A 13,444-nucleotide genomic window follows, 5' to 3' on the forward strand; every position below is an offset into this window, starting at 1 on the left:
ACGACTAGCCATCATTGTCAGACTTGGTCGCTAAAGTTTTGCCCGAGCCATCGCTTCCTGGGTAAGTTTCTTGAGCAGGCTTATTTCTTCGACATTGATGGCCGTCAGCAGAGCGCCGTACTCAAGGTCAGTCATTATCCGGCCAGGTGCAACTTCACTGTCTTGTTTGCCCAGCACTTTGGCCAGGGTCGTTATCCTGTTACGCAATTGCTCCCGCCGGGTCACGTCAGTAGTAGCTGCCCACTCTTTTTGGGCAATTTGCAAATCGAGGGCTGCGTCGATTCTGCGCCGAAAATTCTTGAAAGCGCTGCGGTTCGACCCTTGAATGTAGGACGACCAGAACTCCTGCTCGATGATAGCGTCGCGCAGCTGCCCACCCTCCTCCAACGCCAACACCCGAGTGAAGGCATCTTCGATATTGAGCGGTGTGACATCAGGCTCGGCAAAAAACATGTCCCGTGATTGCCAAGGCAGATCCAGACGCTCAGCCAGCTTTGTTGCGTAGGCAAGATGGATTTCAACCTCATCGATGGACCTGACGCTGTTGCCCTCCGCATCCCGCTGAATGATCAAATCGCCATCTTCATCATATGCAGGAAACTTGCGGCCCTGGCGTAGCAATTCGGCCACTCGTCCTCGGGCGATTTTGCCCAGCTCATCCAGACGGGCTTTACCTTTGGCCAGGGTCACCAGTTCAGCCTCCACCAGATCCTTGCTGACGAGGTCATAAGCTTCCTGCACCAGTACTTCGACCCCCATGGCATTAAACAGCTGGGCCCCGCAATCAACGCAGGTGGTGGGAGCGGCGGCCATTGTGAACAGCTTTTCGCGTAAGTGAGTATTGCCGGCCATGGCTTCAAGCATTCGCCAGACCTTATTACTCAGGTCGGACCTGAAGGCCTCAGATGCGTCTGCCGACCCCTCAAGCTTGCGTATCTCCCTGAAAAATCCTTCAGAGCCGAACTCATCGTCCACCGCACTCCAGATCGTGCGCTTCAACTCTCGCTGTTCAGGTGTCGCCCGCTGTTCGTTCGGCAAGGCGCGAATCCAGAATCTGCTATCCGAGATTGCGCTGGAGGGTAAACGTCGGTCTGGATCAAGACCGACGGACTCAATGTAAGTCTTGAGCGTCTGCAGGCTTTCGGCTGAGAGCCATGGAGAGTCACGATTGAGCAAGGTCCGCGCGACGATTTCGGCGCGAAACGAGCCAGGGGCTACCTGGGGAATTTGCGTGATTGGATTACCCATCAACCTCACGTCGAAATGCAGAGGCCGGGGCTGGGAAAAGATTCCGATTGGCCAGGTGACGAGACCCGTGTTCGATAAATTCAGGATGTGCAGGTCAGGCATTCGACTGACGTCGGGCAGTAGGGTCAGTGGATTGTTTTCCATCCCCAGAACCTTCAACCGAGTCAGGCTCTTGAGGGTACTCACGGCTTGCTCCGTCAATACGATCAGGTTATCGCCCACGTGCAGCTCCAGCAGGTGGGGCATGTCGCCCAGTACCGCCGGGAGGCGAGTCAGCTGGTTGCCGACCAAATTGAGGGCGCGCAGTTGGCGGAAGTGTCCGAGAAAGCTCTCCCCCCCATTGCCGAATCCTGAACGACTGAGTTTCAGCCGGGTTACGTGATCAAAATTGGCGTCCAATGCCGGCAGGCTCAGCAGCTGCCACTGCAACGATGTATCACTCAAGTCGAGGCTCTGGCCGCGATAATTGCCATAGGCGTCATGATCCCGTGCTCCGGTTCTTTGCCAGGCCTGTTTGAGTGCTTTGATGATTTTAATCCGCGCCCCCCACTCCCTGTGGAACTGCGGGCTATCTCTTTCGCCGGCCCACGGATTCGGTGCCCTCAGCCAGGTTTGCAGGCTGTGATCAAGTTTCCTGTACTCACTTTCAAGCTGCTGCAACTGCCGGTCCGGTGAGCCCTCTTGCGCTTTCAGGGTTTCGACGAATTCATTGATCTGCGCGGTGCTCATATCGGGGTACAGCTCGCTGACCCGGGTCTCGACAGTTCTCGACCATCGACCCAGGCCGCGACCGCTAAGTGGGTACCCACGTCGACCGTCAGGCAAAACCGACTGCGGTTTGAAGAACGGCTTCCTGACTGGCTGCATCTTCAGGACCGAGCGCAGTTCATCACGCGCGAGGGCCTGTTCCTGGATGCGCAGTTCCAACTCGATTCCCTGCCCGACATGGGGCAAGCCCAAGGCTTTACGCGTCTCATCCGGTAGTGCGTGCTGCAGGGCGGCAAAAAGGTTATCGCTGCCATGCAGGTGATTGTCCTGCGCGTCGCGAGCTTCGTATTGCCCATCCCCCACATGAACCAACACCTTTCGTACGGGAGCATCGTGGATACCGACTGTGGCTCGAAGCAATCCAGAAAAAGAGTTTTCACGGACTTCAATGCACATATTGCTATCCCACCCCGGGAGCTTTTCCAGGGTATGCAGCACAAGCCTTTCGGTGTCCGGGTTGGCCAAGTCGTTCAGATACAGCCCTTCATACGCCCGCGCCAGCCGCACCTGTTGCTGCAGCAGGCGAGCGGCTTCGGCCAACCTTAACGGAACTCGACCCTTGCTCATTTGGGCTAATTCCGCGGCAGATGCATCAACCAGCACTGCCTTGGCCATATTCGAAGGCAGGTTGGAAAAGTTGCGCTTTATCAGTTGAACGTTACGATCGCCTTCCGCACTGCGATCACTGTACAAACGCTTGAAGATCCGACTGCTGGCCATATTCGCCCGATCAGCAAGCCTGCTTTTTAAGGCCTCGATGCGCGCATCCGCAGTCTGTGGAGGATGCTGCCCAAGCAGCCCCTTGATTTGTATTTCATTGAGGGATTCGACAGCGCGCCTGGGCAAGACGCCCGCCATGAGTTCGCTTCGGCTAATATGAACAATGGTTGAACGCGCCGCGTGCGGAGCACCGTGGGAAACCGAGATCGAACCGGACGCAGTGGTTTCCACCACTTCGATGGCGGCATCACCAGGCCATCCGAGCAGTTCAACCATCAGGGAGGCTGCGTAGTCACAAACATCACGCGGCAGAGCTCCGCGGCTGATCTGCCGCGAGAATCCCTTGGCATCGGCGTACGCATTAAAGCGTTTAACGACGTCGACCAACATTTCCGGCATCGGCTCACGGTCGGCATGCATTCTGCGCAGGACATCCTCAGAAACATCACTCACCCTGCGAATCTGCTCCAGTTCGGTATCGCTGAATGCTCTTACCGAGTGCCCCAGACGCCTGACCAAACGCGCGCCCTCCCACGTCCGAGGCTGTTCCGCTTCATGAGCCCAGGCCCCGCTACCGTTGTGGTTCAACTCGGGGGCATAAGCGTCCGGGCGGGTTGGGTGCTGGATCCGGTATTGGCCGGTAGCCGGCTCCTTTTTCACCGCGTAGGTTTTATCTTCCAGCGTTAACAGGCGCTGTTCATCGTAATGATGCAAGCCCAGATCATCAGGGGGTATTTCTGGAAGCGGGACTTTTTGTTCGTAGGGCTGCAGGTCGGGTTTCCACAGAAGGCTTTTGCCGCCAGGCATTTCGACGAGTTTCAACCGATTGACGATTCCTGGAGCGTTGATCGCGGGTATGACTTTAGAACCGGCTGCAACAAAAGCCACATTTAACGCGACACTCGAAAAATGCTCCCACATCTCCTTGTATTCGCCTGCCTCGCTGGCCTCGATTCCTTCGAATACCTCCGACATCATTTGCGCGGCGCCAACCGCCAGCATGATTTCGCCAAGACCGGGGACCACAAAGGCGGCGAGATTGAACACACTCTCCACCGCCCCGAGGTAACTCTCCATTCTCTTGAGCCGTGCCTGTTGGTCTTCATCACCGGTAGGAACCGCCAGGGCCCGAGCATCGTTGATGATTTTGTCGACACGATCCTGGCGTAGATGCTCCCAGACATTACCCTGAACGGACTTTTCCCCGAATAACAGACGGACCCTGCGCTGATTCGCCAGAGGCGTGTAGTCCTCGGAGTGTGAATGGCTCTCAGACGGGTCGAGGTGCTTGGCTAATGAGCGGAGAAATTCGCCTTGCTGTCCTTGCGGAATAAAACGACTAAAAAAAACACGATAGGCCGCCTGATGTAAACGCGCCTTCAGATCAACCTCAAAATCCGTCGAGGAGGCGTACTCCTTGAGCGGCTGAACCGGATCACCGGGAATATAGACGACCAGGCGCTCCACACGATCGCTGCTTTGGCGATCAGGCCCGATCAGCAAAATCGCGCTCAGGTCCACATCGAGCATCTTCAGTCCGGCATAACCCACCGCTTGCCCATCCAACGTAATACCGGATTTGTCACCCACTATCTGCAGCACCATCCGGTACGCTTCGGCGCTGATGCCTGACCTGACCTCAGGCGCTTGCGGCGTCAGATATTGCATATAGGCGGTATGAGCCGACACGGCCAGCATGTGCTGCTGGTTGCGAGTTATTGCGGCGTTTACTGCTGCACGCTTTTCGGGGTCATCCGGCGTGAGAATGGCACTGATGTGCTCCTGATAGCGTCGGCCCAGATCCAGGTTGCGACAGAGTTGGGCAAAGGCCTCAGGGGCGATTGGCACCGCCTGCTCCTTGACCGCATCCCACGTCGCAATGACCTCTGAATCGTAAGAACTCCACCGGGTGATCACTTCACAATCACCACAGCTATTTTTTATTGTTTCATCGAGCTCGAAGTTACCCAGCGCGGCCTCCAGCAAAGTAATGCCGCGGTAGACATAGTTCAGTGGAGAGTCAGTCACATGTTCCATAACAAGAAACTGATAGTAGTCGTTTCGCGGCGGTGTCCCTAAACGGTATTTGCGGGCAAAAAACACCTGTTTCACATTCAGCTTAAGTTTGAATTCAGCCTGAATCGCCTGGACCAGCAATGGCTCGGCAAACTCAAGGACATCCTGAATGCCACTGAGGATTTTTTCGACGCTACTCAGTGAGTTACGAAAAGCTGCATGACTTTCTTTTGAAGCGGCTCTCAATATTGAAGATGCTTTTCTATACCAGTGCGGAAGATCAAGCTGATGAGAGCCAAGTTCTTTTTGTCTTGCCAGGGAAGAATCCTTGTACCAGCGGGGAATATTGACCTGCAAAAAATCATGGTGAAGCCCTGAGGATTGCTTAGGAAAAGTCTCACTTATTTGTAAAAGCTCATGCTCTGACATTTTGTTACGGCCTTAGACACTGAATAAGTTATTCAGCTTACTCATCGACATCTCAAATAAAAAACCGAAAGCGCCGATTTTTATAGTCATGAAAACACTCATAACACTTCGGAATAACTGTCGTGAACAACAACTAAATACTACCCATCGCGAAACAATCAACGAAGCGAGCACTTAGGCATACCGCTTTTGAACAACGACAACGGCGCCCGAATGCGCCACAATTCATGAAATTTCCAGCCCCTTAAGGTCACCGGCCATGCGCCTACCCGAATTCATCAGGCATCACGTAGACCGCATCGTCGATGAATGGGAGGAGTTCGCCAGAAGCATCACCCCCGCAGCGGAGCATATGGATAGCGTCGCTTTGCGCGATCATGCAAAGGTCATCCTGCTGGCTGCGGCGCGGGATATGACCACCGCGCAAAGTGCCAGCGAACAAATGGCCAAGGCCAAGGGTGACGGCCACGAAAAGACTCCCAGCCTCGATCGGGCCGGTGCCAGTCATGGCGAGTTGCGGCACACCGTCGGATTTGACCTGGTGCAGATGACCAGTGAATTCCGGCACCTGCGCGCTTGCGTCATACGCCTGTGGGTCGAGAGCCTGGATTCTCCGGACGTTGCTTACTTCCAGGACATGATCCGCTTCAATGAAGCCATTGATGAGGCGCTCGCGGAGTCAACGGCGGCGTATGCCGAGCAGGTCAACCGCTCACGGGATATCTTCCTGGCAATACTTGGGCATGACCTGCGGGCGCCTTTGCAGGCGGTGAGCATGTCCACGGAGATGTTAATGCGCAAGGCAACGCTGGAGGGTGATGCGCTGGCCTGTGCCAACAATATCAAGCGCGGTGCCCGGCACATGGCCGTGATGGTCAGTGATCTGCTGGAACTGGTACGCAGTCGCCTGGGCAAGAGCCTGCCGATCGAGCGCGCGGCGATGGATCTGGCCGATACGGCACACACTGCGATCGCCGAAGCCTGCGCCGGTAACCCGGAGTGCGATCCGAAGTTAACGATACGGGGCGACACGCGAGGACTCTGGGATGGTGCACGCCTGAGTCAGCTGCTGCAAAATCTGATTGGCAACGCGCTGCAACATGGTTCGATCAAACAGGATGTCACTGTCACCCTCAGCGGCGAAGCCGACACGGTTCGCCTCACGGTGCACAACTACGGAACGCCAATTCCCGAAGACGCGCTCGGCACGATCTTCGACCCGCTTGTTCGTAGCTCCGACGAAGAACTTGGTCAGCCCTCCACCAGCCTTGGCCTGGGGTTGTTTATCGTCAAGGAAGTGGTCAACGCCCATCAGGGCACGATCGAGGTAACGTCGAGCGAGGCTGATGGCACGTTGTTTACGGTGACCTTACCTAAAAACGCGTCAGCTGCTTAGCTGCGCCGGGACACAGGGTGTCCTCAACTGAGTGGATAAGTCCCTTCCTTGAGGCAAGGCCCTTATGGAAATTTGCGTGCGATTTGATTTTCTGAATATCGGTAATTCAAGCGTAATTCCGTACCCGCGGGGATATCAGCAGTCGCAAACATTGCATTCAAGCTGTATTGCCTCCTGACCAATTTGTCGCCCAATTGCAGGTCAGCTCCACATTTGAACGAAATGTTATCAACGTTGTAGCCGGCAGCCGCCTGGCGTATCGGCTTCCCGGCAGCGTCGTATTCGAAATTGGTATTGATTCGGGAAATGATAGTGTCTCCCACGACGACGATCGGTTCTTGCTCGAACCTTCCTTCCCCGTACGTCGTGCTGAAACCTGCGAGCATGGAGAACGTGCTCTCGTCAGCATCAAGGTAACTGATCAGGCGAAGTGTTCCGCCGTAAACACCAACGATTTCACCCTCGGTAATGCGCTTATTGGCAACCACCATGAATTGGCCTACCAAGGCCCTTTCACCGGGCACCTGTACATCTTTATCGGTAAACAGGCGCAACTCCAGTTTTTCTTCGTAGAGTCTGGCGACATCTTCATACCCGCCAAATTTAATATAAGGCTTGATCGGTTCCGAAGTGTAGTGATGACCATTCGCAAGTGTGACTTTCGTCTCAAGCGTCCGAATGCGTACCGGTCTACCTCGCAGATCCCTGAGTGGGTACTTTCCGTTGTTTGCGCGATTATAGGTTCCCAGTTGATTGTTTCGGGACAAGTAAGGATCTTCACGTCGCATGGATTCCAGTTCCGCCGAGGTAAAGGGCTTCAGCGGCATCGATTCTGATGCCAGATGGAATTCATCATCAGACAATTCGGACATATATTCATCGAGGACATTTTTGCGACGCCAGATGCCATCCTTATCCGGTCCGGCAATGATTCCACTGCTGAGCAGTTCGGGCGAATTATCCGGATTGATAATTCTCAACAGGTAGTGTTGTCCGTCACCAGCGTCAGGAAAACTGGCAATAAAATAATGTCCGCCATCGAACTCTATTGCTTGCGCAGCGGACACTCGCAGGGGCGGCGCCGCGCTCATGGCCAAAGACGAGTCCGTGCGGGGTGCGGCCAACCGAAAGTGGCTGGGGCCGGCGGCGTCCACCGCAAACCAGAGTTTCAGTTCAGAATCGCGCACCAGCACCGGGCCGGAAGGTGTCAGCTCACTGAGCAGTTTGGCCCTAAGCTGAGCTGTTTGCGGATCCGTTCCGACAGGCACGATTCCATCGCGCACATCAACAAACCGCCGCCCGTTCAGCGTCCTGAATCCTTGGGCATCAGGCTCAGGAAGTGGGGCACGAGGGGTGATTAGGTAATGTTGCAGCGTTCGAGGCGCGCGTCCCGACTCCGAAACAGATCCTGCAGGTATTTCGCTGGTCGAAATTGCCGGTGCCTGCGGTGTTGCACCTGACTCGCCACTCCCGGATGTTCGGCGCGGTATAGCAGGGTCTCGCGGATTCGCCCCGGTTGACGGTATTGAGTCGACATGAGGTTCAGGCGGACGCGCTGCAGAATCGCGGGGTGGCTGTGTCGGACGGGAGCTTGCATCGCCCGGGCCCGTGCCTTTCTTGCCTGAAACAGGCGGTTTGGGTGACATGGTTTTCATCCTTGAATTGCGCCCCAATCCGGAATCGTGAACGGCATCCTGGGGGCTCTCGGCGTCATTGCCAGTAGTGGAAGTTGTGATCTATCCGCACTAAGGCGCACAGCCACTCAGCAACATACCTGCCCCCAAGGCACGTCAGCTGAGAATTTTATCGAATGATTGTTTCGCGTTATTCGGCGAGTAAATTTCGCATCTGACTCAGGATACCGCGGCAGTGCAGGAGACACAGTCAAGGCCAGCATATCCCTCGTCACTATCAGTTCTGCTAGTTACCGACACGCGAAAAAACCTTCAAGCTGGGAGCTTAATTAAGTCACCCTTTTCATCAAGGACAGCCACCCATGCCAGGCTCATCCGATAAACCAACACCATCAGCTCAGGCGCACACCTCGCTGCTGGCCACAGACAGCAAAAATTCGATCGTCGCCGAGCTTGCAGCTGGCAGAAACAACGCCATCGTCTATGCCGCTTATGGTCACCAGGCAGCGACGCAGAAACCAGCAAAGCACCTGGGATTCAACGGTGAACTTCGGGAAATGGGCAGTGGATGGTATTTACTGGGCAACGGTTATCGCGCCTACAATCCGATATTGATGCGCTTTCATAGCCCGGACAGTTGGAGTCCGTTTGGGGAGGGGGGGTTGAATGCGTATATGTATTGCGATGGGGAACCTGTGATGGGCGCTGATCCGTCGGGCCATTTCAGGGTGATCAACAAACTGATGAATTTGACTCTTAACGCAATTACCGCGCGACCAGTACCCCGTCGGATTCTTCCGAAGCTCACGGGGAAGGTAGTGCACGTTTCAGATCAAGCATCGGCTTTGTATGGATTGGCATCCACTACACCGAAGCCGCCAACAATACAACGACCCTTCTACAATCCGAAAGATTGGACAGCCACTCCATCCGAGAACCAGATTGACAATATCGTACGTCAATGGCCCGAGTTAGCGCGCAGACACAACGTAAGTGCACCTCAACCAAGTTTACCTCAAGAAACAGATGAGATTGTTCAGCAGATGAATTCGGCTCGCGAAGAATTTATAGCATCGTTGAGGGATTTGATCCGATCGTTGTCATAGTTGCCACCAAGCAATTTCTTTTACGAATCTGCACGATTAGGTGCCCAAGTGAGCTGTAAACACCTGGGCATCGTGGGAATTCACCAAGATGAACTACATCCCTGCAAATGCCATTTAAACTATCGCGCTTGGATGAGCTCACTCCACCACCAACCGCCCCAACCGCTGTTTCAACATCCGGTTCTCCGCCCTCAGCTGCTGGACCTCCTCCAGCAGCTCCAGCGCCAGCGCCACCCCTTCCCATTCAAGCTCCAGGTCGCGCCGCAGCTTGGCGGCGCGTTTGGCCAGGGCGAGTTCGTAGTCATTGAAGCGCCAATCCTTGGGCACTGAACCCTGAGGTTCGAGGATGCCGTGCTCGACGATCTCGATCACGTAGACGTCCGACAAATCGGTCGCTTCGCAGAACTCAGCCAGGTCCAGATGAACGATCAGGGGGTTGCTCATGATGGGCTACTCCGTCTGGTGAATCAGAAGTTCTCTCTTGGGTTGAACGCAGCTTTGTCTGCCAGTTCCTGCCACAGCGCCTTGACCTCGTCGCTATCGGCTTTGGGCATTACGGCCTTGAGCTGGATGAACAGGTAGCCGCGTTCGCCGGCCTTGTTCAACAGGCCATGGCCCTTGGCGCGCATACGCTGGCCGTTCTGACTGCCGGCCGGGACCTTGAGGTTGATCTTGCCGGTGAGGGTCGGCACCGCGACTTCGGTTCCCAGCGCCAGCTCCCACGGTGCCAGAGGCAGCGTGATGATCAGGTTTTCGCCCTCGACGTCGTATTTCGGATGCGGGGCAAAACGAATGATCAGGTACAGGTCGCCATTGGCACCGCCACCTACACCCGGCGCGCCCTGGCCCTTGAGTCGAATGCGCTCGCCGTCGGTCACCCCGGCGGGGATCTTCACGTTCAGGCTTTTGCTGGTGTTGCTGACGTGCTGGCCGGCAGCGTTGTACTGCGGCACCTGGAAGCTGACCTTCTTCGATTCGTTCGAGAGGGTTTCTTCGAGAAAAACCGGTAATTCCATTTCCACGTCTTGCCCTCGACGCCCGGCGCTGCGGCCCGGCTGTGCACCACCAAAACCCGGACCACGGTTGCCGAAGATCGAACTGAAGAAGTCCGAAAAATCGCCCGTATCCTGACCACCACCAAAGCCGCCGCCACCGCGCCCCTGCCAACCTGGCGGGCCCTGGAACGGCTGGCCGTGCTGGCCGTATTTGCGCAAGTCGTCGTACTCGGCGCGCTTGTCGGCGCCTTTCAGCGCCTCATAGGCTTCCGAGGCGTCCTTGAATTTAGCCTCGGCGTCCTTTTCCTTACTGACGTCGGGGTGGTATTTGCGCGCCAGCTTGCGATAGGCCGCCTTGATGGCCTTGTCGTCCGCTGTCGGCTCCACACCGAGAATCTTGTAATAGTCTTTGAAGTCCATCTAAGGATCACCATCCGTTATCAAATTCGTTCTGCCACCTGCAGCATGCGCCGCCAGGCTCGATGCAGACAAGTTTGGGGCGAAGGATAGTCTTTCAAGGCGCTATTCGCTTCGATTTAGCGGATAGTCGGCCTTCGAATCTGTGCCGCAGTGGCATACACTGCGCGGCCGTTTTTTAACCGGAACTCGAAAGACATGAAAAACGCATCTCCAGCTCGTGCCTGTGGTATCGACTTCGGCACGTCCAACTCCACCGTCGGCTGGATACGGCCCGGCATGGAAACGCTGATCGCGCTGGAGGACGACAAGATCACCCTGCCGTCGGTGGTCTTCTTCAATATGGAAGAACGCCGTCCGGTATACGGCCGGCTGGCGCTGCATGAGTACCTGGAAGGCTATGAAGGCCGGTTGATGCGCTCGCTCAAGAGCCTGCTGGGTTCCAAGCTGATCAAGCATGACACCAGCGTCCTCGGTACCGCGATGCCGTTCAAGGACCTGCTCGGGCTGTTCATCGGCCAGTTGAAAAAGCGCGCTGAAACCGCTTCGGGCCGGGAATTCGAGGAAGTGGTGCTGGGCCGTCCGGTGTTTTTCGTCGATGACGATGAAATGGCCGACCAGGAAGCGGAAAACACCCTGGTCGACGTGGCGCGAGCCATCGGCTTCAAGGATGTGTCGTTCCAGTACGAACCGATTGCCGCCGCGTTCGACTATGAGTCGACCATCGAAAAAGAAGAGCTGGTGCTGATCGTCGACATCGGCGGTGGTACTTCGGACTTCTCGTTGGTACGCCTGTCGCCGGACCGTCGGCATAATGACAACCGCCACGATGACATTCTCGCAACGGGCGGCGTGCACATCGGCGGCACCGACTTCGACAAGCAGCTCAGCCTGCAGGGCCTGATGCCACTGTTTGGTTATGGCAGCCGGATGAAGAGCGGTGCATACATGCCCACCAGTCACCACATGAACCTGGCAACCTGGCACACCATCAACTCGGTGTACTCGCAAAAGTCGACACTGGCCCTGGGCAGCATGCGTTACGACATCGAGGACACCGGCGGCATCGATCGCCTGTTCAAGCTGATCGACCAGCGCGCCGGGCATTGGCTGGCCATGGAAGTGGAAGAAACCAAGATCCAGCTGACCCACGCCGATCAACGTCACGTACCACTGGACCGCATCGAACCGGGCCTGAGCGTTGAATTGACCAGGGCACTGTTCGAGTCCGCCATCGACGCGCTGCTGGAACGCGTGCGCAACAGCGTGACCCAGATGCTCAACGACGCCAATGTGCGGGTTGATCAGGTGGACACGGTGTTCTTCACCGGTGGTTCGAGTGGAATTCCAGCGCTGCGCAACAGCGTGTCGGACATGCTGCCGAACGCGCGGCACGTGGAAGGGAACATCTTTGGCAGTATTGGTAGCGGGTTGGCGATTGAGGCCAGCAAGCGTTACGGCAGCATGGACTGATCAGAGAGACCGTAGCAGGCTCACTCCTACAGGTAATCAGCGCGCCCTGTAGGAGTGAGCCTGCTCGCGATGGCGGCAAACCAGGCAATAGACATCTGCTGATCAAACCATCCCCACCTGCTTCAACTCACTCTTCAGGTACGCATAATAAATCGGCCCCGCCACGACCCCCGGCAGGCCGAATGCGGCCTCGAACACCAGCATTGCCAACAGCAACTCCCATGACTTGGCGCTGATCTGCCCGCCGACGATGCGTGCATTGAGGAAGTATTCGAGCTTGTGGATAACAATCAAATACCCCAGTGCCGCCACCGCCACCCAGATTGAAAGCGACAAGCCGACGATGGTGATCAGGGTGTTGGACATCAGGTTGCCAATCACTGGCAACAAGCCCAGCAGGAAGGTGAGGACGATCAAGGTTTTGGTCAACGGCAGCTTGATGCCGAACATCGGCAGCACCACCGCGAGAAAAATCCCGGTAAAGAAGGTGTTGAGCAGGGAAATTTTGATCTGGGCGAAGACGATATTGCGAAATGCCTGCACCAGCAGGTGCAGGCGATCAAACAGTGCCGCTGCCAGCGGCTTGCGTTTGGTCAGGTCCGGCACCCGCTGCAAGGCGATGATCGCCCCCAGCACCATACCGATCAGCAACGTCACGAACATGTGCGCCGCATCCTTGCCCACCAGTTGCAAATCACTCAGGTGCTTGCTCATCCACTCACCGATGGCTACCCGGAATTCTGCGGCACTGGCAGGCAGATAGGCATCAATGAAGGGTGGCAACTGCCCGCGGGCTCGGTCAACCACGCCCATGAACTTGTCGAGAGAGGCGCCGGGGTTTTCCGCCTCGTGCAACAGGAAGCTGATCGCTCCAGCGAAGATCAATGCCAGCACACTGACCACCAGCGCACCCAGCAGCGCCACCGCCAGCCAGCGCGCGCGCCGACCTTCGATCAGCCGCTGCAGTTGCGGGGTGAGCATGTTGACCAGTTCGAACACCAATAATCCGGCCAGCAGGCTAGGTAACAGCCGCAGCGGGATCACCAGCAGCAAACCACCAAAGATGATGACCCAACTGATGACCAGCAAGACTTGGCGTTGAGAAAACGTTGGCATACAGCCTCAAAACGAACGGCGTAAAAGGATTGGCAGTCTGCCAGCGTTCCGAACTCAGCACTAGGGAATGTGTGGGTCGACCTTTGTCGGGGGCTTGAGGGGCAGGTGTTGCTTGAGTGGCCATCA

General features: G+C 56.2%; 8 protein-coding genes. 3 read left to right on the plus strand and 5 right to left on the minus strand.

The annotated features are described in order from the left end of the window. Positions 1-30: 30 nt before the first annotated feature. Positions 31-5,181 (minus strand): NEL-type E3 ubiquitin ligase domain-containing protein, encoded by a 5,151-nt coding sequence (locus tag ORL50_RS05415; protein ID WP_266010834.1) that lies wholly within the window; start codon positions 5,179-5,181, stop codon positions 31-33. 259 nt (positions 5,182-5,440) lie between these two features. Here ORL50_RS05415 and ORL50_RS05420 point away from each other — a divergent pair, with 259 nt between their 5' ends. Continuing rightward, positions 5,441-6,577 (plus strand): sensor histidine kinase, encoded by a 1,137-nt coding sequence (locus ORL50_RS05420; protein ID WP_266010836.1) that lies wholly within the window; start codon positions 5,441-5,443, stop codon positions 6,575-6,577. A gap of 62 nt (positions 6,578-6,639) precedes the next feature. Here ORL50_RS05420 and ORL50_RS05425 read toward each other — a convergent pair whose 3' ends face one another. After that, positions 6,640-7,860, minus strand: a complete 1,221-nt coding sequence (locus ORL50_RS05425) for a hypothetical protein (RefSeq protein ID WP_266010838.1) — start codon at positions 7,858-7,860, stop codon at positions 6,640-6,642. A gap of 713 nt (positions 7,861-8,573) precedes the next feature. On the opposite strand from ORL50_RS05425, the gene ORL50_RS05430 reads away from it, so the two are divergent. Further along, complete coding sequence (locus tag ORL50_RS05430; RefSeq protein WP_266010840.1) at positions 8,574-9,317, plus strand: RHS repeat-associated core domain-containing protein; 744 nt, start codon at positions 8,574-8,576, stop codon at positions 9,315-9,317. A 138-nt stretch (positions 9,318-9,455) separates the two neighbouring features. Here ORL50_RS05430 and ORL50_RS05435 read toward each other — a convergent pair whose 3' ends face one another. Beyond that, complete coding sequence (locus ORL50_RS05435; protein WP_266010842.1) at positions 9,456-9,761, minus strand: chaperone modulator CbpM; 306 nt, start codon at positions 9,759-9,761, stop codon at positions 9,456-9,458. A 23-nt stretch (positions 9,762-9,784) separates the two neighbouring features. Then, positions 9,785-10,732, minus strand: coding sequence for a DnaJ C-terminal domain-containing protein (locus tag ORL50_RS05440; RefSeq protein WP_266010844.1), 948 nt, complete (start codon positions 10,730-10,732; stop codon positions 9,785-9,787). Between the two features lie 195 nt (positions 10,733-10,927). Between ORL50_RS05440 and ORL50_RS05445 the strand changes: the two genes are divergently transcribed. Continuing rightward, on the plus strand, positions 10,928-12,202 hold the full coding sequence (locus ORL50_RS05445) for an Hsp70 family protein (RefSeq protein ID WP_266010846.1): 1,275 nt from the start codon (positions 10,928-10,930) through the stop codon (positions 12,200-12,202). 102 nt (positions 12,203-12,304) lie between these two features. Here the strand turns inward: ORL50_RS05445 and ORL50_RS05450 are convergent, their stop codons facing one another. Continuing rightward, the gene (locus ORL50_RS05450) at positions 12,305-13,318 is read right to left on the minus strand and encodes an AI-2E family transporter (RefSeq protein ID WP_266010848.1); all 1,014 of its coding nucleotides are present in this window, start codon (positions 13,316-13,318) and stop codon (positions 12,305-12,307) included. Between the last annotated feature and the right edge of the window lie 126 nt (positions 13,319-13,444).

The sequence above is a fragment of the Pseudomonas sp. RIT-562 genome, assembly GCF_026241895.1.
Lineage (GTDB): Bacteria > Pseudomonadota > Gammaproteobacteria > Pseudomonadales > Pseudomonadaceae > Aquipseudomonas > Aquipseudomonas mandelii_F.

Coding starts and splice junctions, on each gene's coding strand:
- ORL50_RS05415 (WP_266010834.1), bottom strand. CDS start 5,181: ATGTCAGAGCATGAGCTTTTACAAATAAGTGAGACTTTTCCTAAGCAA.
- ORL50_RS05420 (WP_266010836.1), top strand. CDS start 5,441: ATGCGCCTACCCGAATTCATCAGGCATCACGTAGACCGCATCGTCGAT.
- ORL50_RS05430 (WP_266010840.1), top strand. CDS start 8,574: ATGCCAGGCTCATCCGATAAACCAACACCATCAGCTCAGGCGCACACC.
- ORL50_RS05435 (WP_266010842.1), bottom strand. CDS start 9,761: ATGAGCAACCCCCTGATCGTTCATCTGGACCTGGCTGAGTTCTGCGAA.
- ORL50_RS05440 (WP_266010844.1), bottom strand. CDS start 10,732: ATGGACTTCAAAGACTATTACAAGATTCTCGGTGTGGAGCCGACAGCG.
- ORL50_RS05445 (WP_266010846.1), top strand. CDS start 10,928: ATGAAAAACGCATCTCCAGCTCGTGCCTGTGGTATCGACTTCGGCACG.
- ORL50_RS05450 (WP_266010848.1), bottom strand. CDS start 13,318: ATGCCAACGTTTTCTCAACGCCAAGTCTTGCTGGTCATCAGTTGGGTC.